At 40.8% G+C, this 25,793-nt stretch carries 31 protein-coding genes and 3 pseudogenes; 19 read left to right on the top strand and 15 right to left on the bottom strand.

Going from position 1 to position 25,793, the window contains the following annotated elements:
• Window positions 1–86 precede the first annotated feature (86 nt).
• From WKK05_RS12860 to WKK05_RS12830, 7 genes are all read right to left on the bottom strand, one after another.
• Window positions 87–275, bottom strand: coding sequence for a hypothetical protein (locus tag WKK05_RS12860; protein ID WP_341530074.1), 189 nt, complete (start codon window positions 273–275; stop codon window positions 87–89).
• A gap of 4 nt (window positions 276–279) precedes the next feature.
• Window positions 280–549, bottom strand: a complete 270-nt coding sequence (locus tag WKK05_RS12855; protein ID WP_341530073.1) for a hypothetical protein — start codon at window positions 547–549, stop codon at window positions 280–282.
• A gap of 68 nt (window positions 550–617) precedes the next feature.
• Window positions 618–914: a hypothetical protein gene (locus tag WKK05_RS12850; RefSeq protein WP_341530072.1), complete on the bottom strand. Its 297-nt coding sequence runs from the start codon at window positions 912–914 to the stop codon at window positions 618–620.
• A gap of 113 nt (window positions 915–1,027) precedes the next feature.
• Window positions 1,028–1,426 (bottom strand): hypothetical protein, encoded by a 399-nt coding sequence (locus WKK05_RS12845; RefSeq protein ID WP_341530071.1) that lies wholly within the window; start codon window positions 1,424–1,426, stop codon window positions 1,028–1,030.
• A 44-nt stretch (window positions 1,427–1,470) separates the two neighbouring features.
• The gene (locus WKK05_RS12840) at window positions 1,471–1,743 is read right to left on the bottom strand and encodes a hypothetical protein (protein ID WP_341530070.1); all 273 of its coding nucleotides are present in this window, start codon (window positions 1,741–1,743) and stop codon (window positions 1,471–1,473) included.
• A gap of 225 nt (window positions 1,744–1,968) precedes the next feature.
• Window positions 1,969–2,523, bottom strand: coding sequence for a hypothetical protein (locus WKK05_RS12835; protein ID WP_341530069.1), 555 nt, complete (start codon window positions 2,521–2,523; stop codon window positions 1,969–1,971).
• A gap of 623 nt (window positions 2,524–3,146) precedes the next feature.
• On the bottom strand, window positions 3,147–3,752 hold the full coding sequence (locus tag WKK05_RS12830; protein ID WP_341530068.1) for a hypothetical protein: 606 nt from the start codon (window positions 3,750–3,752) through the stop codon (window positions 3,147–3,149).
• Window positions 3,753–3,992: 240 nt separating this feature from the next.
• Between WKK05_RS12830 and WKK05_RS12825 the strand changes: the two genes are divergently transcribed.
• From WKK05_RS12825 to WKK05_RS12795, 7 genes are all read left to right on the top strand, one after another.
• Window positions 3,993–4,202 carry a hypothetical protein gene (locus WKK05_RS12825; RefSeq protein ID WP_341530067.1) on the top strand — a complete coding sequence of 70 codons (210 nt, stop codon included), beginning with the start codon at window positions 3,993–3,995 and terminating at the stop codon, window positions 4,200–4,202.
• Window positions 4,203–4,359: 157 nt separating this feature from the next.
• Window positions 4,360–4,596: a helix-turn-helix transcriptional regulator gene (locus tag WKK05_RS12820; protein WP_341530066.1), complete on the top strand. Its 237-nt coding sequence runs from the start codon at window positions 4,360–4,362 to the stop codon at window positions 4,594–4,596.
• 56 nt (window positions 4,597–4,652) lie between these two features.
• Window positions 4,653–5,033 carry a hypothetical protein gene (locus WKK05_RS12815; RefSeq protein ID WP_341530065.1) on the top strand — a complete coding sequence of 127 codons (381 nt, stop codon included), beginning with the start codon at window positions 4,653–4,655 and terminating at the stop codon, window positions 5,031–5,033.
• 76 nt (window positions 5,034–5,109) lie between these two features.
• Complete coding sequence (locus WKK05_RS12810; protein WP_341531074.1) at window positions 5,110–6,306, top strand: IS4 family transposase; 1,197 nt, start codon at window positions 5,110–5,112, stop codon at window positions 6,304–6,306.
• Window positions 6,307–6,360: 54 nt separating this feature from the next.
• Window positions 6,361–6,816 (top strand): hypothetical protein, encoded by a 456-nt coding sequence (locus WKK05_RS12805; RefSeq protein WP_341530064.1) that lies wholly within the window; start codon window positions 6,361–6,363, stop codon window positions 6,814–6,816.
• 35 nt (window positions 6,817–6,851) lie between these two features.
• Window positions 6,852–7,787 (top strand): hypothetical protein, encoded by a 936-nt coding sequence (locus WKK05_RS12800; protein WP_341530063.1) that lies wholly within the window; start codon window positions 6,852–6,854, stop codon window positions 7,785–7,787.
• 145 nt (window positions 7,788–7,932) lie between these two features.
• Window positions 7,933–8,595 (top strand): hypothetical protein, encoded by a 663-nt coding sequence (locus WKK05_RS12795; RefSeq protein WP_341530062.1) that lies wholly within the window; start codon window positions 7,933–7,935, stop codon window positions 8,593–8,595.
• Window positions 8,596–8,757: 162 nt separating this feature from the next.
• Here WKK05_RS12795 and WKK05_RS12790 read toward each other — a convergent pair.
• The 4 genes and pseudogenes from WKK05_RS12790 to WKK05_RS12775 form a co-directional block, all read right to left on the bottom strand.
• Window positions 8,758–10,239: pseudogene (locus tag WKK05_RS12790) on the bottom strand (IS66 family transposase).
• Between the two features lie 431 nt (window positions 10,240–10,670).
• Window positions 10,671–11,534: an NmrA family NAD(P)-binding protein gene (locus WKK05_RS12785; RefSeq protein WP_341530061.1), complete on the bottom strand. Its 864-nt coding sequence runs from the start codon at window positions 11,532–11,534 to the stop codon at window positions 10,671–10,673.
• Window positions 11,535–11,777: 243 nt separating this feature from the next.
• The gene (locus WKK05_RS12780) at window positions 11,778–12,032 is read right to left on the bottom strand and encodes a hypothetical protein (RefSeq protein ID WP_341530060.1); all 255 of its coding nucleotides are present in this window, start codon (window positions 12,030–12,032) and stop codon (window positions 11,778–11,780) included.
• A 294-nt stretch (window positions 12,033–12,326) separates the two neighbouring features.
• Window positions 12,327–12,485: a CopG family transcriptional regulator gene (locus WKK05_RS12775; RefSeq protein ID WP_341530059.1), complete on the bottom strand. Its 159-nt coding sequence runs from the start codon at window positions 12,483–12,485 to the stop codon at window positions 12,327–12,329.
• 414 nt (window positions 12,486–12,899) lie between these two features.
• Here WKK05_RS12775 and WKK05_RS12770 point away from each other — a divergent pair, with 414 nt between their 5' ends.
• A complete protein-coding gene (locus WKK05_RS12770; RefSeq protein WP_341530058.1) occupies window positions 12,900–13,067 on the top strand; it encodes a hypothetical protein in 168 nt (55 codons plus the stop codon).
• Between the two features lie 130 nt (window positions 13,068–13,197).
• Here the strand turns inward: WKK05_RS12770 and WKK05_RS12765 are convergent, their stop codons facing one another.
• Window positions 13,198–13,371, bottom strand: coding sequence for a hypothetical protein (locus tag WKK05_RS12765; RefSeq protein ID WP_341530057.1), 174 nt, complete (start codon window positions 13,369–13,371; stop codon window positions 13,198–13,200).
• A gap of 409 nt (window positions 13,372–13,780) precedes the next feature.
• On the opposite strand from WKK05_RS12765, the gene WKK05_RS12760 reads away from it, so the two are divergent.
• The 8 genes and pseudogenes from WKK05_RS12760 to WKK05_RS12725 all read left to right on the top strand — a co-directional run bounded on the left by WKK05_RS12760 (window position 13,781) and on the right by WKK05_RS12725 (window position 20,830).
• On the top strand, window positions 13,781–14,092 hold the full coding sequence (locus WKK05_RS12760) for a hypothetical protein (RefSeq protein ID WP_341530056.1): 312 nt from the start codon (window positions 13,781–13,783) through the stop codon (window positions 14,090–14,092).
• Between the two features lie 171 nt (window positions 14,093–14,263).
• The gene (locus tag WKK05_RS12755; RefSeq protein ID WP_341530055.1) at window positions 14,264–14,650 is read left to right on the top strand and encodes an IS630 transposase-related protein; all 387 of its coding nucleotides are present in this window, start codon (window positions 14,264–14,266) and stop codon (window positions 14,648–14,650) included.
• Between the two features lie 100 nt (window positions 14,651–14,750).
• Window positions 14,751–15,212 carry a transposase gene (locus WKK05_RS12750; RefSeq protein WP_341530054.1) on the top strand — a complete coding sequence of 154 codons (462 nt, stop codon included), beginning with the start codon at window positions 14,751–14,753 and terminating at the stop codon, window positions 15,210–15,212.
• Window positions 15,213–15,255: 43 nt separating this feature from the next.
• Window positions 15,256–15,654 carry a hypothetical protein gene (locus tag WKK05_RS12745; RefSeq protein ID WP_341530053.1) on the top strand — a complete coding sequence of 133 codons (399 nt, stop codon included), beginning with the start codon at window positions 15,256–15,258 and terminating at the stop codon, window positions 15,652–15,654.
• A gap of 1,033 nt (window positions 15,655–16,687) precedes the next feature.
• Window positions 16,688–17,155: a MarR family transcriptional regulator gene (locus WKK05_RS12740; RefSeq protein WP_341530052.1), complete on the top strand. Its 468-nt coding sequence runs from the start codon at window positions 16,688–16,690 to the stop codon at window positions 17,153–17,155.
• A gap of 147 nt (window positions 17,156–17,302) precedes the next feature.
• The gene (locus WKK05_RS12735; RefSeq protein WP_341530051.1) at window positions 17,303–17,830 is read left to right on the top strand and encodes a hypothetical protein; all 528 of its coding nucleotides are present in this window, start codon (window positions 17,303–17,305) and stop codon (window positions 17,828–17,830) included.
• Between the two features lie 316 nt (window positions 17,831–18,146).
• Window positions 18,147–19,625 (top strand): annotated as a pseudogene (locus WKK05_RS12730) (IS66 family transposase).
• A 54-nt stretch (window positions 19,626–19,679) separates the two neighbouring features.
• Window positions 19,680–20,830 (top strand): annotated as a pseudogene (locus WKK05_RS12725) (IS630 family transposase).
• Window positions 20,831–21,591: 761 nt separating this feature from the next.
• Here the strand turns inward: WKK05_RS12725 and WKK05_RS12720 are convergent.
• The 3 genes from WKK05_RS12720 to WKK05_RS12710 form a co-directional block, all read right to left on the bottom strand.
• A complete protein-coding gene (locus tag WKK05_RS12720; protein ID WP_341530050.1) occupies window positions 21,592–22,140 on the bottom strand; it encodes a hypothetical protein in 549 nt (182 codons plus the stop codon).
• 116 nt (window positions 22,141–22,256) lie between these two features.
• On the bottom strand, window positions 22,257–23,537 hold the full coding sequence (locus WKK05_RS12715; protein ID WP_341530049.1) for an acetyltransferase: 1,281 nt from the start codon (window positions 23,535–23,537) through the stop codon (window positions 22,257–22,259).
• A gap of 179 nt (window positions 23,538–23,716) precedes the next feature.
• Window positions 23,717–23,944, bottom strand: a complete 228-nt coding sequence (locus tag WKK05_RS12710) for a hypothetical protein (protein ID WP_341530048.1) — start codon at window positions 23,942–23,944, stop codon at window positions 23,717–23,719.
• Between the two features lie 556 nt (window positions 23,945–24,500).
• On the opposite strand from WKK05_RS12710, the gene WKK05_RS12705 reads away from it, so the two are divergent.
• The 3 genes from WKK05_RS12705 (at window position 24,501) to WKK05_RS12695 (ending at window position 25,724) form a co-directional block, all read left to right on the top strand.
• On the top strand, window positions 24,501–24,770 hold the full coding sequence (locus tag WKK05_RS12705) for a hypothetical protein (protein ID WP_341530047.1): 270 nt from the start codon (window positions 24,501–24,503) through the stop codon (window positions 24,768–24,770).
• A 163-nt stretch (window positions 24,771–24,933) separates the two neighbouring features.
• Window positions 24,934–25,269, top strand: coding sequence for a hypothetical protein (locus WKK05_RS12700; protein WP_341530046.1), 336 nt, complete (start codon window positions 24,934–24,936; stop codon window positions 25,267–25,269).
• Window positions 25,270–25,499: 230 nt separating this feature from the next.
• On the top strand, window positions 25,500–25,724 hold the full coding sequence (locus WKK05_RS12695) for a hypothetical protein (protein ID WP_341530045.1): 225 nt from the start codon (window positions 25,500–25,502) through the stop codon (window positions 25,722–25,724).
• Window positions 25,725–25,793: the final 69 nt, after the last annotated feature.

Raw genomic sequence — 25,793 nt, 5'->3', positions numbered from 1 at the left:
AATTATTACTTTTCACTTCTTGTGTAGCGAAGCTCTCTTACAGAGGCATATATTGGAAAGCTTCATACTCAATCAAAAACTGAAAATTAGACCACAACCCAGTAAATACCTTCTTTACGAACCATATAGGATGTACTATTAATAGTTGCAGTTCCTAACTCGTGGCTATCTTTTAACCGATGAATGTTTTTGATAGTTCGGTAAACTATCTTTGTAGACCCATTGTTTTGTAATTTGATGGGTCGTTTAACAACTGGTGGTTTATAGATTGACATGACTTTAAAATAATTGAAGTTGTTCAGGGGTTTCTTCAGTTGTAGATATCGAAGAGGTCATTCCTACTACTTCTTGACAACGGATTGCTAATTTAGTTCGGTTCAAAACTATGTCTGATTTCTTTTTATGCCCTGGGGTAGGTAAATGACCGAAGACATATCGGGGATTAGTACTAGTACCTGATTGACGCAAATACTGATATAATCCTCCATCAATTTGGTAAACTTTTGATGGATTCAATAGTCTTGGATCGTAAACAGGATTAAGCTCCATTTCTGTTCTCCTTGCTTGAAAGCAATAGTTTCATTTTTGGCAATGCGTAGCGCTTCTTATCTATTGAATTAGCTGTAAACTTTAAGTGATGGGGCTTTCCGTTTCAAATTCCCGTTGCCATCGTCACCGTTAGTTGTAATTGTTGGCTGCTGACGGCATTCAAAACTTTTGCATACATAATCCCAATGATTAATCTGCGTTTTCTGTCGATGTTCTACAAGAACAATAGTGTTTCTGTACTTGGGGTCTTTTCCACTAATTAAATAAGCGTCGCCAAGTGCATAAAATCCTGTAGCTACATAATGCCGCTTATCTAACCCCATCAGTGCATTCCAAGCTTCTATGTGTTGCTGAGCTTTACTCATCTGCGGCAATTGTTGTAGAGTGTGGCATAGTCTATTGTTCTCATCCGGTAATTATGCGGGAACTTTATAGGGATTTCAGTTCCCGCTTTTTCAGCAAATATGAGCAACTCTTATTAAGCAGTAAGTTTCTTCTTCCGTGGCTCGGATAATCTGGATGTACCGTTAGGTGAGCGAGGCGTTTGAGAAATAGGCGCAGGAATTGTACCAAACGGAGTACGAATTTCTAAATTTGTATTTAACTCTTCTTGAAGAACCGCTAACCGCTTCAAATGTGAGTCGATTTCGGCTAGGATTTGCGCTTCTTTTTCTTGCTCTTCTAAGAGACGAATTTGTGTTTCTGGTAAACTTAGTGCCTGACTGGAAGTTTCATTGATTAATACTGTATAGTACCAACCTTCGCGATTCTTTTGAACCGAGTAATTGATACCAATAATTTTTCCCTGTTGGATACGCTGACCTATAGTAAAAAGAGGTTGGGATAAAGAGCGTGGAAGAGTTATTGTCGCTTGCATTTTCGTTACCTTTTGATTAATTAATGGTTGAAAGTGACAGAGGATTACAGATAGAAATGCTCGAAGATTAGGTTTAGTTTTTCCTTTTCTTCATCAGGCAATGCGTTAAAATCGAACTCTGATGAATCCCAAACTTCATCAAGACTTGTGGACTCGTCAACAATGTCTGCAATTAATCGCGTCTTGTCGTCATAGTCCCATCCGTTAGCCAAAAGCCACGGCAGAACTCCTTCAGATTTCAACAGCTTGGACAAGTCGAATGAGTCAGAAAACTGCTGTAAGTTTTCGACGCTGGGGTGAACAATTATTGTTGTCATCAGATTATTTTGGGTAATGAATGTACAGCACAGTAAGCTGTAGATAAGGCTTGAGTAACTGATAGTAACGCTCGTTACAAGCCCTGTTTACAACTAACTAATGCATTCATACTTAAGACATAACTTTAAATAGGTTTGTCACATCATCTGCAATAATCGGTTCTTAAGAAGTTTTTTAGCTAAGTAGGCGGATTTTTCCGCCTTTTCTTCGTCAGGCTTTTCTACTTAAAACACCATTTCATTCGCAGCTTTGACTATATCTAAAGCTTGGCGAGCGGTTGCTTTCCAGTCGGTTTGTTCGTTGTAGTTAGCCATGATTAGCTCAGACCCAGCCCATACACGACAGAACAGCACAGTTCCCTTATCCCCTGCCTGCTGTTGAATTGTTACTGGGGAGTAAAGCTGCTGTGGAGTCAACAAGGCAACGGCTGCTAATATGCTTTTTGAAAAGTGCGTATCATAGCCGCTTTCTAAGATGTAGAGTTTGTCTGCTTGAATTGAAATCAACAATTTACACTTTTCTTCCTTATTCCTCTCGCTCTTTTCAAATTTCAGTTCTCGCAGATATCCAGTCAGAGCAGTTTGAGCGATCGCAACTGGTTCATCATTTGATAGCGTGTACCACAAAGACTTGTTGTGGCGATTGCAATAGATTTTGCAATTGCCAGCTTCCGAGTGCAATCCCAGCTTTGGCTTATTAATTGAAGCGACCAATTGCTTGAGTAATTCTTCTTGGCGCATCAACAGGGCAAATAATTCTGATGTTTGTTCAGGATTCATTTCTTTATACCAACATTTTCACTCTCACCGTGGCGAAGCCCTTATCTCTAAGGAATAGCAGCAGTAAAACTGATTACTTGTATTTTTCTGTGTGACCTTATAATTGCTGCATATAAGATGTTCATCAGCCGGTGGGTATCAAAACCCACCATTTTCTCTACGAACAGTAATTAGGGGTGGGATCAGCGAGTCTGTCATTTGCCGCCACTTAATTCTCAAAAGCTTTGCCTCGTAAACGTTAAATACGAACTATCTTTGGCTTAGAAAAAGCTGTATTATTTGTTACCTTTAAAAGTGCTACATTGCAGTTTATTCTGTCTAACAAAATATTTATTAACTGCACAGTTGCTTTACAGTAACAGTGCAACCGAGCTAATCAAGCCCCATCTCGCCTTGTAGATGAGGCTTTTACTAGTATCTAGATTGAATGCGTGAAATGGCATTGTATATATGATGCATATCAGTGTCTGCAAAGATATTCATCTGATATTATTCAAGCATTAGAACTTGTGTTCATGCTGAAAAGCCAGATGTCTATCTGGCTTTTCAGTTTTCGCAGTCTTCCTAACTACTTTAACCAAACCCTTTAGTAAGATAGAGGGCTTTTTGCTGCTGATGAACAATTACACCGCTATTAACTTCTGGCTTTCTAGCTCTGGCTGATATTCCACTAGCCTTCGCCATTCTTCAACCGTTAGCGTCTCAAATGGTCTATCTAACAAGTCTTCGCAACAAGTTAGTTGAGCCATCGACAACGACCACACTGCATCAAGAGCAGAATCACACGCGACTTTCTGCTGATGCACCGATGAACCTCGCACGACCCACCACTTGCCTTCTGTGTAAACGATTTCACCGAGTTTTTGTTCATCCTTGTAGATCCCGTCATCTAACAACTCAAAACCATACTTTTCACACTCGTCAGCAATCTGAACCATGATTTCATTCCCAGTTGTCGCGGCATTGGCTTCTTGCTCTTGCACTGGTAATGAGCCGGCTTTATACTCCCAGCAGATGTAGCGATGGCAAAGCATTGGGGTAGCAGCACGATGGAGCTCTTCATCATTGACCATGACTACCCAGCGTTGCGTTAAGTGGTCGAGGTCATAGGTTATGCTGGCTATGAGTTTGTCATCAGCGTAATATTCGTGGCAGCCAAAGCAGACTTCTACTACTCTCAATTCTTCAACTTTTACGCAAGGGGTTACAGTTATTGCAACTTGTGGCATAATTTTAAAACCTTCATTGGTTGATAAAGGCGATCGCAACGTTTCTCAGGCAGAGCGATCGCTTTTTGATTTACATGAATAACGTTGTGCTTGCACAACGCTCACTCTCTTATTGGCAAAGCCTCATAAAGCAATTCCAAGGCAAAGCGTATCAGCTGATGTCAAAACACCAGACAGCACTAAGCTGTAGAGAAGATATTGGGATATTACCGTGTCCTCTGTACAGCCACGTGATAACAATTGAAAAGGCGATTGCGTACTGAGGAGTTCACAATCACCTTTGTTCTGCAAAGCTTGAAGTTTTTACAACCAGTTTTCAGACTTGGTAGGTCATCGGAATCATCTCACGGTGGCTTGGCCATTACAAGTTTACGGCTGCGGCTGCTCATCCCGCTGGCTACTGGTTTTGTTGGTTTCGTAATTAGCTTGATTTGGTTAGTTTTATTCTGAGCGTCCCTATATTTAGCTAAGAGGCTAGCGCTTATTTCCTCTATTCTCAAACTATAACCTTTAAACCGTCGGTTGTCAACCGTCATCTTATGCTTTATAGTTAAGAGGTGAAAGGTGAGATTAAATATAAGGAGGTAGTTAAGTGAGATCGTGTTTGATGCAAGTTGAGAGGCCGTTACGAAAAGATGTTCCAGGTTTGGGTGAAAAAATTAAACAGGCGAGAAAAGCAGACGGTCGCCCGCTCACAAAGTTAGCTGCACTTGCTGATATGAGCGTTCAGAACTGGTACTCCGTTGAAAATGAAGATATTAAAGTATTACCAGAATCAACCCTTAGAAAAATAGAAGCAGCTTTAGGCGTTGATTTTGACGTTAGTTTTGACGAAGGAAATTAGAAGCGATCACCCCCGGCCAAGAGTGCGATCGCTTAACTACCCTGTAAAGGACAGTCATGTCTACCCTACCAGTTTTCCAGCTACTCCTCCAAGACAATCCCAGCTTGTTCACCACAGAGGGCTTATCCTCGCTGCTACACGACTGCATCTGCCTGAGATACCCCGAACGCCACAAATTCACTTACCCCTCTCTACTAAACCAACAGGTTTATTTGTCGCTTGCAAACCTTGGTAACAGTAGCAGTGAGGACGAAGAAATCATCCGCCGCATTCTTTCAGACCCCAAAGGCTGGTGCATTGATGCCCCAGCAGATGTACAGCAGGGAGCTAAATTTTATGACAGTATGGGTAAAATGTTTGGCCCTCGTTTTGGAACTGACCTTTTCCTTTACCACAGTATCAGAGACCTTGAGGGGATACAAAATACCCTGAAATAGATACATGGCAAGTAGTGTAGCAATTTATGGTAAAACAAAAAGAGCATTCATTCGCAATAAGCTCTATTTAATGATAATGTTACCAGAATTCTACGAGACAAATCTCAAGCGAGAATTGGGACGTGCGGAATATTTATTACTAAAAATCCTGATAAATTTACTACAATCTATTAAAACTGTTAGCATCGAAGCACTGGCTACTGCTTTACCTATCCCCATCTTTTTTGAAAGTAGAAGAAAGAAAATCCAAAGATTTTTGTCTTTAAATTACATCAACGTTGAAGAAATTTGGTTCCCAATTATTAAAAGCTGGTTAGAAATATATTTCCCCTTAAATGAAGTTATTTATTTAGTAATTGACCGGACTAACTGGGGGTGTATTAATCTGTTAATGATTAGTGTGGTTTGGGATAAAAGGTCTATCCCAATATATTTTAATCTATTAGACAAATTGGGTTCAAGCAATTTTGATGAACAAGAAGCAGTATTCAAAAAAGCATTGCCGCTTTTTAATAATTATAAAACTGTCGTGTTAGGAGACCGCGAATTTTGTTCGATAAAGCTGGCTAACTGGCTGACAGAGCAGAAAGTATATTTCTGTTTGCGCTTAAAAAAAGATGCATTTATAGAAATAGAACCGGAAATTTGGCTGCAATTAAGAGATTCAGGTTTAGCACCTGGACTTTCTTTCTTTTATCAAGGTGTTAAATATACAAAGTCTACAGGATTTATTAGCTTTAATCTTGCTAGTAAATGGAAACGTAAACGTTTTGGAGTTGCGCCGGAGGAAGGCTGGTTTATCCTAACTAATTTAGATAGCTTAGATTCGGCTATTAAGGCTTATAAACAACGTTTTGATATTGAAGAGATGTTTAGAGATTTTAAGAGCGGTGGGTATAACTTGGAAGATACTAATGTATTAGGTCAACGCTTAATTTCTCTAATACTATTAATCTCACTTGCATATACGGCTGCAACTATATCTGGTCAAAAAATTAAACGTATGGGTGTTCAAAAATATGTCGGTCGAATTAAAGAATCAGGGCGGACAATTCGCCGTCATAGCAGTTTTTATGTTGGATTATATGGTGAGACAGCGCTGCGGGAGGGTTTCCCTCCGCAGGCGACTGCGAACCCGAAGGGGTCTAACTGGGTCGATTTCATGGAAAATTCTTATGAATTGGTGGTTGAGTTAATGACACTAGCTCCTAATAAGCGTAAGTATTATCAACAAGGAGAAAGGGCTATGAGGCTTATTTTATCTGCATCCTAGCCCTTTTTGTCCCCCCTCAAGATCAGAGACAACATCCAAGAGCTTCAGAAAAGCATGGGTATCTCTGGGGTAAGAACAAGAAATATATCGGTGCGTGATCGCTTGTTCTCGTACCCGACAGTAGAGGATCAGTTAATCACGCTGGATGAAGACCGCGTGACTCTTCAACAAGCTGTGCCAGAAGTCGTCAATTACTTCATCAGCCTTGTGCAGATGCAGCCTGCATACAGATTTTTTTTAGTTGACAAGAAAGAGCAGAAAACTCCTGCCTCAGTCAGCGCAGTTAAAAATGCGGCATCGAGAGCAGTAATAGCAGAGATTTATACAGAGTCAATAGACTGGGAACTAACAGGCGCTAACTGTTGGCGGGGCAAAAGTGTTGAGAGAGTAGACCCTGATGAAATCCGTCTTACCCTTCATCTCGATTGGTCAGAAAACGAGTTCATTTTTTTTAAAGCTCTCCACCAGGACTTCAACCGATTCCCTTGGACAACTGACACCGTTCAATAAAACAGTCATTTACCCTGTCTCTTCAAGGAGATAACATGAATTTACTGTTAAATCAGTCCGTGTTGCTGGAGTCGAGAACATTAAGGACTTCAGCTTTAAGAAATTTTGAGAGTGACAAAGCCCTATCCATTCTTTCAAAGGCGAAGGCAATAGTTTTCGCTGTCTGGGGTGGCAGTGGTTGGGCTACTACTGCACAGATTGCAGAATACTTTGAGGTGACGGAATCGGCTATCAAAGAATTGTACAGAAGCAATCAAGAAGAATTTAGCGTCCAAGAAAGCGAAACCCTCGCAGGACAAGCACTTCGGGATGTTAGACAGACATTCTGTCTAAGTCCGAGAACACCAAAAGCGAGAATTTTTAGTCCTTTAGGCGCTCTTAGAACTGCAATGCTGCTACAACAATCAGAGGTGGCTGCACAGATCCGAACGATACTTATTGAAATCGTTGCAGCCATACCCAACACAATTGCATCTCAAAACCAAATTCATGTACCAGCCCTCCCTCCAGTCGAGCAGCGGTTAAAAACACTGGTTGATGCAATGAAAACTCTCACCCAACTCACAGGTGGCAAACTCAACCCTTATATGGAACAGCAGATGACGGATTATGCTGTTAACCTCTTTGCTGAACACAACAGACAAACTCTAACCGGCACACAAGAAAAGTGGTTAGGCGTTGTGAATTTTGCTGAGATTGAACTCGGTAAGAAAGTCCCTCTCAAAGGCACTCACTACCGTGGTCATCTCGGCACATGGGTGAGAACATTCTACCCACATTTAGGCTCACGCCAAGAAACACGACTGGTCAATGGTACTCAACAAGATGTCTATGTCTACGCCTGCCATGACCCAGAAGTTGCAGCAGGTCTAACCAAAGCTGTAGAAGAATTCTTCGCCCATCCTCACCCCAGCTTCGCCCTTAGACAGGCGGGGGCTTTCGCTAGTAAGAAAGAACGGGTATCAGTTTAATAGCCATTAGTCTTCAGCTATTAGTTTTCTGAATCTTGTTTACTACTGACTACGCAACTATTACCCGTAGGGTTTAATTGGTTGTATGAAAAACTGTAAAGCTTATTGATTAAACAAAGAATAAGTAACAGATAAGGAGAGGTTAATGACACGATTTCAAGACCCAAGAGCCGCTGCACTTGCCCAACAGATAGACCAAATCAATGCAACCGGTTGGGAGTCGGCGTGTGACCTTGCCCTACAAAACCACACAGCAAAAGGCGGTTTGTCCCCCGTAGAAGCAGTGTTGCGTTTCGATATATTCTCCAAAAAAGCGCAAGACACAGCTGATAAGCGACAAGCACTTTGGACAGAGCAGGTAAACCAAAATATCAGCGGTATCGAGTGGTACACCGTCGAGTACGGCGGTATGGCTGTGGAGCTTCCCCGGCTGTGTGAGGAGTTGACACTTGTGCCGGGGGATAAGGAAATATTGATGCAGTCCAAGCCTGTAGCGCTAGAGTTTCTCGCACACTGGAACATCTCTTTCAAGCTGTGGCGTTACGATCGCTCTGTTGAATCGCGTTGGCTAGAATCTCGCTGGAGTCAGTTTTACGCCGAATACTTGCATGGGGAGTGGGTGGAGCTGTGGGTTGAGGATGAAGTCTACCAGATTCTCTTACCAGATGGAACATTGCAGGACAAACCCACCTTTGCCATCAATGCCTGCTGCTACTGGAGTAATCCTTTGGCAATCCATCGGACTGCTAGCTATTTGGAGGCTGGCTCAAGTTGGTTTGTGTGGAATAATTTTACCCCGTGGAGGTAATACCCTAGAACACAACTAGTAAAAAGTGAGAAAGCTTATGAACTTTGGAAACATCAAATTACCTTCTGACAAGTATGATTGCAAAATTTATGCCTATCAAAACTTTCGGATTGAAATCAATTTCTATCGAGAAGTAGATTCAGAAATTGTAAGGATTCAGGTCTAATATTGAGGAAGTAAAGAAGGGCGAGATAGAGAATTACTAGAATCAGCAATTAGAGCTTGTGTAAAAAAATCAATGACAGACCTACCTTGACGGCGACAAGTCTGCACCACTGTCAGCAAATTAGCAGTATGTTGAAACCGCTCCATCGAACGGGAACCACCACTAACTTTACGTTTGGTGACAGCTAAACGCAGCGTTCGCGAAGCGTGTCCGAAGGACTCTCGTTCAGCCTGATTGTTATCAGGAGGCACTTCAGGGTTATCTAAGAAATACCACCATTGATGAGCTTTATCGCGCAAAGAACGTAAAAGCTGCCCGGCTTTTGCTCCGGCTAAGTTAATCCATTGATCAATAGAGGATTGCAACTTGAATTTGAATTCATTGACCCAATCGTTGTAAAGGCTGGGATTAAGAGTTTCAAACCCGAAGAGCGTAATTTCTAAAAGCTTCATCAATTAAATTAACGAATGCTTTACCAATAACTTGGTTGTGAAGACCTGGAAGTTGAATTAATTTCTTGAAGTGACGGCGTAGATGTGCTAAACATTTCTGTTGAGCAACAGCTTGATAGCCGTTGTAAACGCTAAAATCATCGCTGCTGAGTACGCCTGTATATTTAGTGCCTAAAATTGTTTCTAACTCGGATCGTGAACGAGTATCAGCCGCAGTAAATAGGCAGAATTCAGAATTGGCAACTACCCACAGCCACTCTTTAACTCCCTTGACTGACCAAGCAAGGTGTTTCATCCACATGAATGTTAGGCTGCGTCTGTTTTAACCAACTACTTAACTCAGTGATGCTCGGTTCAATTGCCCCAGTTATTCGTTCATTGGTTGCAACTAACGTCCCCAGCCCAATATCGATTTGCCCCAGTTCCCACAACATTTCCTGCTGTTTTTCATAGGGCATATGTGCATAGTTATTTGCCCATCCTAAAAACGCCTGTAATTTCACCCCTAAATCTTGTCCTGGAATGATATCTTCTGGCCACTGGGCAGCTTGTACATTGCCACAACTCTCACACACGCAGGTTTGGCGTTGGTACTCAACTATTTCTATGGGATGTTCCACTAATTGCGCTACTGACTGTTTTTCTACTTTTAATGCAAGAGGAGCAAATGCTTTGTGACCACAACAGACACAGTTGCCAGGGCGTAAAATTTCATAACGAGCTACTCTGCCAAATCCCTTACGGGTTTTGCCTTGATGTCCTGGTTGCCCACCCGGTTTCTTCTTCGGCTGATTTGATTCCTCTTGTGGGGGTGCTTTTTTGTTTTCACTCTTCTTGTGGATGTCCCCTGATGGCGGTTTGGACGAATTAGAACTGCTCTATTTCTCTACTGACTTTTAAACGCTCTATTTCTTGCTGTAATTCACGTATTACCTTGCTCTGCTCAATGATCATGTTTACCAGTTCTTCTTTCGATAACTGGCCCAAACTTTCTCTCTCTACTTCTTGAGGCAGGTTTTGGTTCATATTTGTGATACTCCACCTCAACTGTCCCCTTTGTCAATACTCTGTTACCTGAATCCTTACAATAAAATTATATTATTAAATTTTTCTCCCAAATCAACCTCGTTATTTATTGCTGATTATTGAGAATAAATTTGAGAAATTTTTCTATCTCAAATGTACTTTTTCTAGATAAAAGTAATTTTTTACTCTTTCTTACTAAATTTACTTCCGTAATAACCGATTGTGACAGTTAAGGGTGCGGAATGTGAGTTCTAGACGTTGACGCTGTTTCGACCAAGAGTTGCAAGCCTCTGTTCCCAAGCGTATTTCTTCTGCTGTCAATAGCTCCTGGCGATTTACCAGAAGCTATAACTTTGGCTGCTGTTGCTGCTAAATCATAATTGACGCCGTGTTTGATCAATTATGTATGGAAATATCTTTCTTCAAATGAGTTAAACAACAGAATGCGCTAGTTCTGCGATGTAACTATCTAATGAAACTACTCCTCGTGTAACAAGCTCACGGGGTGGCATCTGTGCCGAGAGCGCAAGGGTTGTCATGTTGGAGAAGGATGCTGCTGCTGAGTTTGAAAATCCCATATTCCGCATTGTCTTTATCCACTGGTCAGGCGGAGTTTCCACTACCTTGACTGGTTTTTGTAAAACTTTGGCAAATGCTTGTGCAACGTTGAGCGAAGAATATCTTTCTGGGCCTTCGATGTTGTGTAGCCCTGTATTCTCTATTGGCTGTGTCATCAAACGCGCTGCCAACTGACCAATATCGCGTGGGGCAACCATCGGCAATGCGAAATCAGTTGGAAAGAAAGTATAGATTACGCCATCCACTTTAGCAGATTGTAGAGAGAAGTCCCAATTGCTCATATAGTAGGCAGCGCGGATGATACTAAATGGTATGGGCTGAGCGGCGAGTTGTTGCTCCATTTCATAAAGGACTCCTAAATCGCCAATTTGAGAACCGGGCTGCGCTCCATAAGTGGATTGGGCAACGATTTTCTCTAAGCCAGAGTCTGTTATTGCTTCGAGAATGGAGAAGAAAGTTTTTCTTTCTTCAACATCTGTATCTGTCGCCGGATTAGCAGGTGGATTAAGCAAGAAAAGACGTTTACCCTTTGCAAACACGCGGCGTAGTTCTACGGTATTATTTACGTCTACAACCTCAACCATCGCGCCGCGCTTGTGCCATTCAGGAATAGACGTAGAACTGCGTGAGACAATGGTTACTGGCTCACCTTGCGATAACAGCGTTTGTGCTACAGCAGAACCAACATGACCATTGCCACCAAGAATGATGTGCATGGGAAAAATCAACTTCGATAGGTAGGGAAGAAGTATAGGAAAAGTGCAGTGTTGCACTCAATCAAGTAACCCAACTATTTATTATATTGAGCCAAAACGTGTAATTCTGGCTATATATGAGGAAAAGGAATAATTATTTAATCCTAGAAGCGACATAACGGGATTGCAATCATACTCCCCTGAGTTCGATGTTATGCTCAAAATTTATGCAACGAACTGGCTTTGTGCTAAATCTTGTCGGAATTAGCTTTGTAAAGCAAGAGTAATTTCAGCTTTTGGCTCCGAGTCTGTAAAGTCTCCTTGCAAAAGAACCCAGTGAGTAACTTTAGTAACTGTGAACTTTTCTGTTTGAGAATAGACGTTCTGATTTGCATAAATCTCTACAGATTCACCAATATTGGGTAATCTGCTCATTTGAACAACTGTCACCAATTCGCTGTTAAGCTCAGGTCTAATATCTAAAATAGAATCATCAAACATTAACGCAACTGAAATCATTGTAATCACCTTAAAATATTAAAGATAGGAAGAAAAATAGAGAATTTAGTACAAAGCGTAAATAAAATACTGATACTTTTGGTTGCTCACTCAAGGAGCAAGATGAGAGCAACACGTTCTCTTAGTAGATATATGCGTTGCTTTCGGCTCTTGCAGCATCGATAACACAATAAAGACTTAGCGCGCACACGCCTTATATAAGCTGAAGTATTTAAACATCGGACGTTTAAGTTAATAACGAGCAGCTAAAAAATGGTTGTGTGTAATAGAGTTAGCCTTCATTGTGTAGGCTATTCAGGCGCTGATAATGTCTGTTATTGGCAGAGAGCGAATTAACTCCCGAATCACATCAGTTGCTGGTCTACCTGTACTTACACAATATTTTTCAAGTTTTTCGCTTTCACTAGAAGTGAGATTTAGTGTCATTCGTTTGACAGCCCATTTTTTATTCATGACTTGCCCTAATAACCAAATTTAATAAATTATTTAGACTGACGACGCCAGATGTTAACTACAGCATACTTGCCGTCAAACCATTTTTAGCACAACATATTCAGGGTATTTACTTGTAATCCAAAACTTCACTGATAAATCATTTATATAAACTTTAGAACATTTGAAAGGAGCTTGTATTGTTTGTAAATATTGTTAAGCAAAGCGCGATCTGAGTTAGCCTTGCAAGAGGCGTAGAATTAGCAACCCTTGCTAATTTAATTTACTAAACCTTGTCTTCATACGATTGCATCTAATATTCATTTGCTCTTTACCCAAAGGTGAAATTGGTTAACTACTCTGGATATAGATATCAATTCAATCACTATATTTAACTCTATAACTTAACGAAACCTTAAGCAAGTGCTTGTGAGCATGAATGCTAAACATGGCGTAATGGGTGTTGAGGAAATGCCCAGTAAGCAACCATCCGTAATATCCAAATTGGTCACTCATAAGGGTCAACAAGTGAAGGCTCCAGCTGCGCCAAAGCAAAAAGTTACTGCCTCGAAACAGAAACTTGCTCACTTTGTCTTGACTTGAGTATCGAATGGCACGCTTGAAAAGCTAAAAATAAGTCTAGATAAGCATTGCAGACCAGTAGGCAGTAAGGGATGGTGCTTTTCGCCCGCCGTTGGCGATAAGCTATCGATTAAGCCAACGGCTATCGCTACTATTGTTGAGAAACTTGACCTGTTCCATCACATACTGGACAGGGTTCCCACTTATAACCAGAGTAATCAATCTGGGGAACGATTAAGCGCCAGTCGCTCCAGCAGTAAGGACAAGGGATATAACAGGTGTTTTTCGTCTGGTTTTTATCTGTCGGCTTGTTCATGGTCGGCATAAAAAGCGGCCCTCAATTGTAGCGTTGCTAGAATAATGTCTCTAAAGAAAGTATCTGTATAAAGCGGACGAAGCAGCGCCATCGCTCTGTTTTTTGCACAAGGGAGGAACTTTTCTAGGAGCAAAGGTAGAAAAAGACATAAGCTCAACAATTACGTCTAATATTTTCATCTAATCTGATTACTTTCTCCAGCTTAATTACTAAGATAGGTAGAAAAATTCACAAAGATTTAGTACTTTTGTAACTTCAATAACTTTCAGAATTATAATAACATTTCAACAGAGAGCATAATAAAATCATTTATGTCTAAGTTTTTAGTTTGATATTTAAGCTTTTTAAATTAATTTGAAATCATAGCTAATCATAGCCCACCTGAAAAACTAGCTATTAAAATAAAGGATTATTTGAGATGTTTGATGCAAATTCTGCCAAATTAGTTGAAATCCTTGACCAATTTGGGTTTACGAATGGAAGTTTTACAGATGAATTAGAACGTATACTTTATCTACTACCAGGATATGAAAATTATCGTTTAGGCTTTAGATGGATTAAAGATGATAATTTTTGTTCAGATGCAATTGAAGTTACTTTAAGTAAATGTTGGGGCGGATTAATCATGGTGCAGTGGCGTGTGGATTTATTTTTATTCGGGCTGGTTTTAAGGCAAGCTCAGATGTTTGCTTCTGAATTGGAATCACTTGATCAAGTGGAAAATAATTAAGCGCAAAAAGAAGTTTATTGTTCCGGTTTCAAAGAATGCGATGGCGTACCCGCCCTTTCCGGTGGCATTGCACCCCTAAAGCAGTTAACAGGTTTACTCAGTTCAGTTTTGGGGGATACAGCACTTGCGTCTATTATGAGGTACACTAGATAAAAATATAAATACTTTTAAATGAAGTCCTACTCTGTCGATCTACGAGAAAAAATAGTTGCAGCACATCTTGAGAAAAACATTTCAATCAGGAAAGTGGCTGACATTTTTTCAGTCTCAAAGAGTTTAGTACAAAAGCTTGTAAAACAACAAAAACTTGAAGGAAATTTGCAATCCAAGCCGCGAGGAAAGCCCCAATTTAGTCATTTAACAAATGCTGACACAGAGTTGAGAGAATTAGTTGAATCATATCCAGATGCAACATTGATAGAGTTGTGTGAATTATTTGCAGACAAGACTGGTAATTGGGTAGGTCAAAGTGCAATGTGTCGTGCGTTACAGAAATTAGGATTAAATCGGAAAAAAAAACAAAGCGGAGTACCCAAGCAGGGACGGAGAGAGTCCTAAATTTAAGACTAAATTTTTGGGATAAGGTCAAACATAATAGAGCCAGAAAACTTAGTATTTTTGGATGAAACTGTTGCTCTACTTGGGTTAACTAGGACTCATGCGCGTTCACAAATGGGAACAAGAGCTTACTCTATTAACCCCTTCTACAGAGGCTCACTCATTTACGATAATTGGAGCAATTAGTATTAAAGAAGTAGTTGCATTAATGACAATAAATGGTTCAATGGATGGCATTGCATTTGAATTATTTATTGAAAAGTTTTTAGTGCCAAATTTATGGTCAGGAGCAGTGGTAGTAAGGGATAATTTATCCGCGCATAAACTAGATTCAATTGTGCCAATGATTGAAGCTGTCGGTGCAAAAGTTATATGTTTATCACCATACTCCCCCGATTTTAATCCAATTGAATTATGGTGGTCACAACTTAAATCTTTTTTACGTACTTTTGCTCCAACTACAACAGAAATGGTTGATCAACTAATCTCAGTTGCACTCGATTTAATAAATCCTCAACATTTAAGAAACTGGTTTGCTAGTTGCTGCTACTGTACCTCATAACAGCCGTAAATGCTGTAATCTATTGGGAAAGTGACTTCCAGTGATGACCTTGGAACCCAATCAGCTAGACCTCTTCTCAGATTTACCCCTGACATCAGTACGTCGAACAGAGACGCTGGTTATGAGTGCTGATGCCCTGCTGAAGTGGAAAGGGCAAATTTTGGAGTATCAGCAGAAGGTAAGAGAGAACAAACCACCACAGCAAACGGTATTATTTGACATTGCAGCTAAGCACTGTGACCCAGAAAGGATTGATCCGCTCTTGCTGCGGCTTGCGCCATTATCTTTTTGGAGAATGCCATCAGATAGCCCAGGGGAAGCGTGTTTCTATTTCATAATTGACTCGGCTGCTTGTGTTGTACTGTATGTGGGGGAAACTTGCAAAAGTAATAAGTGCTGGAAGGGCATACACGCCTGCAAAGACTATATCGGCAGCTACTAAGATTTACACTATCGCTATGGGATTGAGACTGCGGTCAATGCAGCATTTTGGTGGGATGCTCCCGTTGACCGAGGCGCACGACAAGAGTTGGAATTGAGCTTGATTTGGAAGTGGGGCTCACCTTTCAACAAAGAGAACTGGTAACGATGGGGGCAGCCATTTGGGTAGAAAAAGTAAAGTTTAGTGTCAAAGTAAATCTCCTGTTTAAAAAGAGTGATAACTTATTAATTGAAGCTCTATAGCTTCATAGGCAGATTTAACAGCCCAAGTTCAATTAGTTAAGAGGTAAAAACGCTGTTGTATTTCAATCTGTCTCGTCAACTAACAACACCCAACTCGAACGCTGATATTTCCTCCTAGTGGTAAACAGAGGGCGCTGTAACTGATTACTCAGTGGAGTTTAATTAGTACAACCCTGAACGAATGATGGATGTGAGGAAACAACTAAGTGACTAGAGTTTGGGTGTTGTTGTTTTGAGAATATAAGCAACGCCTGACTGCATTATCTCCTTTCAATAGCAGATTTATTAGTTGACTATTATTAGACTTATACAGAATATTAATCTAGAAAAAGATAATGGTAAAACATATAATAGAGCGTCTACCATTCTCGCGATAAATTAACAATAAAAAGGCAAGTATGTTTCTGCTTGCTCTATTAAGACAGATGCGAACTTTTGAGATATTAGGAATATTATTTGGTATTTCTAAAACCGGAAATATCGAGGGTTTCATACTACAGTTATTCTCAACAAGTTAATTTTAATGACAATAAACCACCAGAAGATAGGACTTGGGGATAGGGGTATAGTTAGCGATGGTGTTCTGACCACCGTAGGCGAGCGCTTTGCCAAGTTTCCTCGGCAAACTACTAGCTGCACCAAAACAAAAAGTTACTGCCTCGGAACAAAAAGCTTGTTTCATGACAAGCTCAAAATTTGCTTGTTAAGTTATTGTGAGGCTTTTAGGGAGATAAACTCAATAGAATAGTTAATACGTTAACTATCTGCCTCATAAATCAACTTTTTCTGAAATGTCCAACTCATCCCCAAATGCTGATTTTCTTCAAAAGTGGCGATATGCCCTAGCACCTGACAACTTAGGGTACAAAGTCAAACTGGTATCCCAGTTGATGTATCGGGATTTCCTAGAGCGGCTAGAACCATACGGGCTGACTCCATTTCACTACCTCGTGTTGTGCTGTTTGTGGGAAGAGGATGGTCTTTCAACATCTGGAATAGCTGACAAGCTCAAGCAATTGGGTGCAACGCTAACCGGAGTGGTGGATCGGATGGAAGATCGTAAGCTCGTGTATCGAGAGCGTGATCCTGGCGATCGCCGTATTGTCAGAATCTGGCTCACGGATGAAGGAAGGAATTTAATGAAAGTCTTACCATCTGTGGGCGCACAGACAATCAACAAGGCAACTGAAGGCATATCAGAGGTAGAACAAAAAGCTGCTTTGAAGATATTGGATCAAATTGTCCAAAACTTTCTTTAAAGGATTTTAGCGTTTCGAGGTTGACCTTTGGGATAATACTTAATATATTAACTATCAATGCGTTAACTATCTGTGGCAGACAATACAAACGAACGCAGGCTTCGATTTGTACAAATTGGAGTTGGAGCTATCAAGTTAGGAGGAAAAATGCCAAAGCTGAGTGTCAAACAGAAAAATTGGTTGCTGTCTGCACACATCGGGTTTGCTGCACTTTGGACAGGAACCGTCTTAAGTATGTTTTTGTTATCGCTGAGGAACACAAAGGCTACTAACGCGGATGCACTATTGGCGCTTAACTCAGCAATTACTTTACTTGATGACTATATCGTGATTCCCTCTGCAATTGGTTCAGTGATTACGGCAACGTTTCTTTGCTGGACAACTAACTATGGATTCACTAAGTTCTATTGGGTTATTGTGAAGTGGATTTTGACGACTTTCTTAGTTGTATTCGGTACTCTCTGGCTATTTCCTTGGGGAAATGTTGCAGAAAGGATCTCGGCACAAGAAGGGTTACAAGCATTTGATAATCCAATATATTTGTTTGACGCTACAGGAGTGTTGACTGGAACTGTAATTCAAGTTCTCTTTCTTGTTCTGATTATCGTAATCTCAGTTCTAAAGCCTTGGGGAAGGCGACCAATGAAAGAGAAAAAACAAGCCATTGCAGATTAGTTAGTTCGTTGGTTGTGAAGCTCTACTGTCAGAAGACAGTCGAACCACAAGAGCTTTGGTGGCTTTGTCGTCGTGCGAGCAATTGCTAAGGAACTTCCAGTTTAAAAAATATCCCAAGCCTTTATGTTTAAACGAGAGCCTATCGCCGCCATATCTTCATAAGGGTAAAACTTCAAATAAAGCCCTAACGCTTACCCATGAGCGAGGAACACCGTGCCAAAGTTTTGGAAGAAGAGCTTGAGCAGCTTTAGCATCAGTAAGGATTCAGGTAACAGAGTATTGACAAAGGGGACAGTTGAGGTGGAGTATCACAAATATGAACCAAAACCTGCCTCAAGAAGTAGAGAGAGAAAGTTTGGGCCAGTTATCGAAAGAAGAACTGGTAAACATGATCATTGAGCAGAGCAAGGTAATACGTGAATTACAGCAAGAAATAGAGCGTTTAAAAGTCAGTAGAGAAATAGAGCAGTTCTAATTCGTCCAAACCGCCATCAGGGGACATCCACAAGAAGAGTGAAAACAAAAAAGCACCCCCACAAGAGGAATCAAATCAGCCGAAGAAGAAACCGGGTGGGCAACCAGGACATCAAGGCAAAACCCGTAAGGGATTTGGCAGAGTAGCTCGTTATGAAATTTTACGCCCTGGCAACTGTGTCTGTTGTGGTCACAAAGCATTTGCTCCTCTTGCATTAAAAGTAGAAAAACAGTCAGTAGCGCAATTAGTGGAACATCCCATAGAAATAGTTGAGTACCAACGCCAAACCTGCGTGTGTGAGAGTTGTGGCAATGTACAAGCTGCCCAGTGGCCAGAAGATATCATTCCAGGACAAGATTTAGGGGTGAAATTACAGGCGTTTTTAGGATGGGCAAATAACTATGCACATATGCCCTATGAAAAACAGCAGGAAATGTTGTGGGAACTGGGGCAAATCGATATTGGGCTGGGGACGTTAGTTGCAACCAATGAACGAATAACTGGGGCAATTGAACCGAGCATCACTGAGTTAAGTAGTTGGTTAAAACAGACGCAGCCTAACATTCATGTGGATGAAACACCTTGCTTGGTCAGTCAAGGGAGTTAAAGAGTGGCTGTGGGTAGTTGCCAATTCTGAATTCTGCCTATTTACTGCGGCTGATACTCGTTCACGATCCGAGTTAGAAACAATTTTAGGCACTAAATATACAGGCGTACTCAGCAGCGATGATTTTAGCGTTTACAACGGCTATCAAGCTGTTGCTCAACAGAAATGTTTAGCACATCTACGCCGTCACTTCAAGAAATTAATTCAACTTCCAGGTCTTCACAACCAAGTTATTGGTAAAGCATTCGTTAATTTAATTGATGAAGCTTTTAGAAATTACGCTCTTCGGGTTTGAAACTCTTAATCCCAGCCTTTACAACGATTGGGTCAATGAATTCAAATTCAAGTTGCAATCCTCTATTGATCAATGGATTAACTTAGCCGGAGCAAAAGCCGGGCAGCTTTTACGTTCTTTGCGCGATAAAGCTCATCAATGGTGGTATTTCTTAGATAACCCTGAAGTGCCTCCTGATAACAATCAGGCTGAACGAGAGTCCTTCGGACACGCTTCGCGAACGCTGCGTTTAGCTGTCACCAAACGTAAAGTTAGTGGTGGTTCCCGTTCGATGGAGCGGTTTCAACATACTGCTAATTTGCTGACAGTGGTGCAGACTTGTCGCCGTCAAGGTAGGTCTGTCATTGATTTTTTTACACAAGCTCTAATTGCTGATTCTAGTAATTCTCTATCTCGTCCTTCTTTACTTCCTCAATAAGCTAATCGGCACGTAAGTTGCATAATAGAAAGATGAAGACGTTTCAAAGCAAAGATGCCACCACCAGCCAAGAACTTTTTAACGCCGTCACAAGTTAGTAAGCTACAACAAGCTCTGAAAGAGAGCGAGCAGCCACACGTCAGGGAAAGAATTCTCATTATTCTGCTACAGAATGATGGGAAACCACAATACGAGATTGCTAAATTTTTAGGTTGTTCGCATAGAACAGTAGCATATTGGTGTATGCACGGTGATCCTGATAATTTGGAAACTCTACATAATAAAAGAGAGGACGAATATTACCGAAAAGCTACGCCTGAATATATTGAACTGTTATTAAAAACTGTTGACCAAGAACCCTCAGATTTAGGGTATGAATTTGGAAAATGGACAGCAGAGCGACTAGCTACATATTTAACCGAAAAAACAGGAATTGATTTAAGTAGCTCTCAAGTAAGGAGGATATTAAAGCGAAAAAAGTATAGCTATATCTGGGCTAAGTATAACCTGGAAGATAAACAAAACCCAATAGAGAGAGCGAAGTTTAAAGAAAAACTTGCTCAATATTTATCAATAGCGCGAGAACAGCCAGAGCGTTTGCAGGTATGGTTTTGGACGTTAGCGTAGCGGGCGCGCGTACCCGCGCGACGAGTGGTTTTAGTTTACGCGTGATTCGTCGCAAGGGTTGGGGTAAAAAAGGAAAACGCAAGAATATTCCAGGACAACGACGTTGTGGTCGAGTAAACGTCATGGGAGCAATTCGAGAATTAGACCGGAAACGCGTATGCTTTTTTGTAAAAAAGGGAAATGCAGATATTTTTTATGAGCAATTACAACAATTAAATGAACTAATAAAACAAGAGTGGGTAAGTAAAGGAAATGTGGGTAAAGATTTCTCGAAGTATGGGCCAAAGATAATTTTAATTTTAGACAATGCTAGTTTTCATAAACGCAAAGATATTCTAGCTAAAATATCCCAAGAGTTCCCGAATTTTATTTTAGAGTTCTTGCCTGCTTATAGCCCTGACTATAACATTATCGAATTAGTTTGGCATTCATGTAAAGAATATATTGCTCATCGCTTATTTAAATCAGTAGATGAATTACAAACACTGCTAGATAAGTTGTTGAATCAAGGCGAGTTAGTGATTAAGTGGCATCGGAAAATCAAACATAAAACTAATTTCAGCTATGTTGCAGCTTAAATGCTGATTAGCTTATTAGACCTGAATCCTTACCCTACTTTTCCGACTTTATTTATTGGTAAATAAAGATTAATATCCTTAGAAGGGAAGGCAACGCGACTAAAGATTAAAGGTAATACCAAGTCTAAATGAGCGTGCATAGAACTGTAGAATAAAGAGCATGGAAGATAAAGACTCTTGAGGAAGCAATGGCACGCCCTTTCAACCTAGAAGTTCATGAAAGTGCTGAGTATTTGTCAAAAAGCTTAAAAAAACGCGTACAGCATTTGAAAAAGAGGGTTTACAGATGCTGTGGTGGATAAAGATAGAACAAGTGACACAGCATCAAGAATTAAGCGGAAGACTGGGCAGAGATGGGTCTACGGATAGAGATCGCTGCTGTTTTTGATTCCTTCTGATAGCCGCAGAAACTGACCCCGTTCTTAATTGGAGTATGTGCTGAGCCAGCTCGGATTGAGTCAGCAAATGCAATATGGCTGGAGTACAACAAGGACAAAACGATGGTTCAAAGGGAAACATGACTATTACTGTCTCAGATTTATAATTGAGTTAGGCATTCCTGGTACACTAACGACACCAGTATGTGTGACGAACTAATTCAGGGGACTCTTGTCAAACTTCTTGTTTTTCATGATGAGCTTAAAAGCTAAAACCCCACTATTTAACGAATGGATAACCCCAGTGTCGCAAATCTGATTGAGCTATTGCGCTCCCGAATGGCACAAGCTATTCTCTTCAAAGAAAATCTCCTTGTACGTATATCAATCCTTTATGAAGGATATATTATTAGTACCATTCAATTCAGAGGTAGTAGTTGCACCGACTGCCATTACTTGAGACCATTCACTGACGCGGTTGTCATCTAAGACTGCTCGCACTCGATAGCCAAGCTGAATTTTATGCATCAACAAGATTAAATCACGGTTGAGTAATCCTTGTGATTTTTGGTTTTCATTAGATGCAGCTTGTATACGAAAGCAGCGATCGCTTTGACGTTTCAATTTTGGAGATTTCCCTTCCATCAGCACAGTTTGCAGTTCGTATTCTTTAGCTTCAGGATATGGTTCCCAGCAAAGTTGCCAGTAAGTTGACCAGCGAATTAAGTCTGATGGTAATTCCTCGACCTCATCCGACAATGTAGAAACAAATCCTGTAACTGGAGCTTGTACCACTTGAGGCTGATTGGAGGTGATATCAGCAGCTAAAGACGAACCCTCATCAAAACTTAGTACCAGCCCAAATATCAAAGTAAACAGCACAATCAATAGTAGGCATTGTAATTGCACTAACGACAAGATTTTCAGATTCATAATTATGCAAAATTGATTTGCTTAGACCAAATTGGAATAGATAGAATTGTTTCAGAGGTCTAGAACTGTGCAATGGAAAGGATTTTTAATCCAAAATCTAAAACCCAAAATTGATATTACCACTCCACGGCTGAAATCAGATTACCGTTGTCGGCATAGATTACTTTAGAACGGACATACGTTCTGGAAGGTAATGTAGAATTGAAGACTGCGCTTCTTTGCCCAATTGCTGATTTGCTGCCAATGACTGAGCGGAATATAACGGAGTTCGGCCCTAGACCTATAAAATTACCTAAGCTAGTTTCGGGACCATTAGCAACACCATTGACAACCTGTCTACCGCCATGAACCAGAGCGCGAGGCCCATAACCAATATAATCACCAACAGTCAAGCTAGTGGTTTCTAAAGCGTGAAACACAACATCGTTTGCCATACCAGCAATTTGTCCAACGTTAAAAGGTTCACCTTCATCAGCACGCAGGGAAATTCTATTACCTATTTTGTAGTTGAGGTTTGTGAAAGAATCTTCCAGAACGACATTGCCGATGATGCGGTTACGGAAGTTTGGATCACGGGTGGCAATCCCATTCAATTGCGGCAGTCCTCCGCTGTTAAAATCTGTGGCTGGAGCGTAATTTATCCCTGTTACGTTTGTCGGGTCTGCTGTGGCTAATTCTGTGTAACCTTTGGCAAATGCTTCATTGACTTCAATGATGCCTTCCATTAATGCAACGTCGGCTTGCGTTAGATTTGCTACTTTTCCAAAGCTGCCGCTAGTAGCTTGTGAGTTAGTTGTGACGTTTTTACCAGGCAAAACAACTTTCCCAGCAGGTAAAGTAACACCAGGGCCAACCCGCGCCAGAAAGTTGACTACTGTGTTTTTTTCTATAGTTGCACCGTCTATTTCACAGTTAAAAGCGAGAAATACCTCTGAAATATCGTTGCTAAACTGAGTATTAGTAACTGGGTCGATAAACGGCCCGGTTGAGCCTTGAGTACCAATTTTAGCTGCACCTTTGATAGTAGCCATGTGTGCCATAATGACACGCTTGCCAATGTCCACTCCTGTTCCCGAAGCTATAATTTTCACTTGGTCTTGAACATTAGAATCAGCCGCGATGCTAATGGGGGCATTAGTAGCATCTAACTCGGCAAATGGGGCAACGAAGTCTTTTTCACCCAAGGTAATATTTGCAGGATTGGTGATTGTCGCAGTTGGGTCAACGAAACTAGCTGACTCTGAAGGTGCTGCACTTGGGCATATAGGTAAGTTACTTGCTGTTGGGTTACAAGTTCCGCCAGTAGCAAGGGCAGGTTGTATATATATCTGTGCGCTGATGGCAAAAGCTAAGATAGTTGCAGTTAAGGCACTAAAAATTGTGCGAGGTTTGAACATAGAAAAAAGACTCCTCACGGGCTATAAAATATTTGGCTATGGGAAAATCTGCGTTAACGATAGTCAGGCTATGTCTGGCGACAAGACGCAGAGCGTCTACGCAAGTGTAGAAATTACCACAAAACTACACTGCAAAAGCCTCTATTTAAGCTTTTTCTATTTGGATATGAGACAGAAAATTAACCGCCCCAAAAACCTGTCAAATTGTAGACTATTTGCAGGATAGATGATAATAAGAAGCCTAAAAGTGGAACTGAAATTGTCGTTGTTGCACCGGCAACTGCATCATTATAGACAGTCTCCCAAGCATCTGGCCCGGTAGTAGATTGTCCATAAACTTTTGTACTTACAGCCAGCGTGAAGCCTAGCACAGTTAAACCGGCTAGTATTGTGCGACGTTTCAACATTATTTCTTGATACCTAATAGATTGGTAAGTTTTTTGGCAAGGTGAACCGAAAAGTTTAAGGTTTGTTTCCTTGAACTTTGCGTTTTACCTGACTTAATAACGGTCAAATTGAGTAAGTACAGTGTTAATTACTTACAATCAGCAACTAACTGTTTATTATATTACTACTTGCCGCTTTATACTAGAGCTTCTGATATTGATAAATTTTATGGAAATAATAAAAATAATATTAAATTTACAATGGAAATATTTATGTTAAAAGGGTAATAATTTACTAAGAAAAGTCATCTATCTTAAGGAATAAAATGAGAGCATTTTTAGACAGGCTATATGAGTTAATTTCTAGCGTGGAAAAACTTACTAGAGAAGAGTGTAAATCCTGTAATCTTGACCTTGTAGCGAAATAATGGTGCAAAAACTTGGCAAAAAAAAGTCTAAAACCAGAGGCAACATCGTTTGAAGTACTCAATTGTGTTCAAAAAAATGCTCTGAGTGCGGGAAAGCAATGTGGATTTCAACTGATTGACAAAATGTGTTTTATCTTAACCTCTCACAGATGCCCAACGACAATCTACTCAAAATTAATAAAATTAACTTTTATGATTTTAAAGGTCAGACATTCTCGGATCGAAATTATCGTCAAGCGAGCGTAGAAACTTCGGCTGATAGATCCGGAGAAGCTGTATTTTTGGATGGTAAACCACTTGGTGTCCTGCACTTCAAAAAGGACAAAGACGCACTGCGGCAGATGGGACTACTTAAAAACGGTGAACTTACGCCAGCACCCGAATCCCCTAGCTATCTAATTGGTATACAAAGCAGGTAAGCTGAGGAAAGCACCTAGCAGCAGTAAAAAATTAGTGATAGTAAAGTTACCTCGCCATCGCCCAGAACGAAAATTCAGTAATATCAAACGAATAGTATTAGAATGTCCGCTCATTGAATGTGTGCATTGTGGTAAAGAGTTAGTTCTACGTAGACCAAGGCACATGCGTAAAACGATTCAAACAATGGATGGTGCAGTGTTTGTAGCAGGTAAAAGTAAAGAATGTACCAATCCCAGTTGCACACATTTTGGTAAACATTACTATGCTACTGGAGTGCTAAAATACAGCCTGCCTTACAGTACTTATGGGCTAGATGTGCTGGCATTTATTGGTTGCGTAGATGAGCATGAGCATCAACAGTTGATAGAAATTCAACGCTCATTAAAGGAGCGTGGTGTGGAAATTAATGAGAGTAATGTAGGCAAGTTATATCGACAATTTCTAGCACTTTTGGGTGGAACGCTTGCACATACACAGGAGGTGCGATTCGTTGATTAGTGAATCACGGTAATCAGTCCGTAAATAACTAATCCAGCCTGACAGCAGATTACTGTCATTAAAAGGCTGAACTCTCGGTTAGATGTAGGTGAAAGCCCTACCATTCAGACTCAGAATTGACTCCTTACCTGCCCACACCGAACAAGCTCGTTTCTTGTAGAGTGAAACTGGGAACAGGGCGCAATCAGACAGCCGTTGCGGGTTGGCACTGGCGCTAACAGGGAGTTCCCATGATGAAACAGAGCCTAGAAAAGCAACTCAGTATGAAGCAGGGCGCAACAGCCATAACCCCTGACCTCACTGGAGACAATTCCCGCCGAATCCATCGTCTTAATATCGGTAAGAGTCTAGGGAATCCAGTAGTTGAATTGGCTACATCTAACGGAACAATCAATCCAACCGAGGGAACGAATAAAAACGATTTGCGAGTCTTGGGGCAGTCGAACCCCAGGTAGGTAAGACGGGATACGGAACTCTCACAAGTCGGGTAGGACGCAACGTAATTGTTGCGAGGTGTTCAGAAT

This window comes from Nostoc sp. UHCC 0302, from assembly GCF_038096175.1.
Taxonomy (GTDB): Bacteria; Cyanobacteriota; Cyanobacteriia; order Cyanobacteriales; family Nostocaceae; genus UHCC-0302.
The sequence above is the reverse complement of the archived record's forward strand: the minus strand, read 5'-3'. Positions and strand labels throughout refer to the sequence as shown.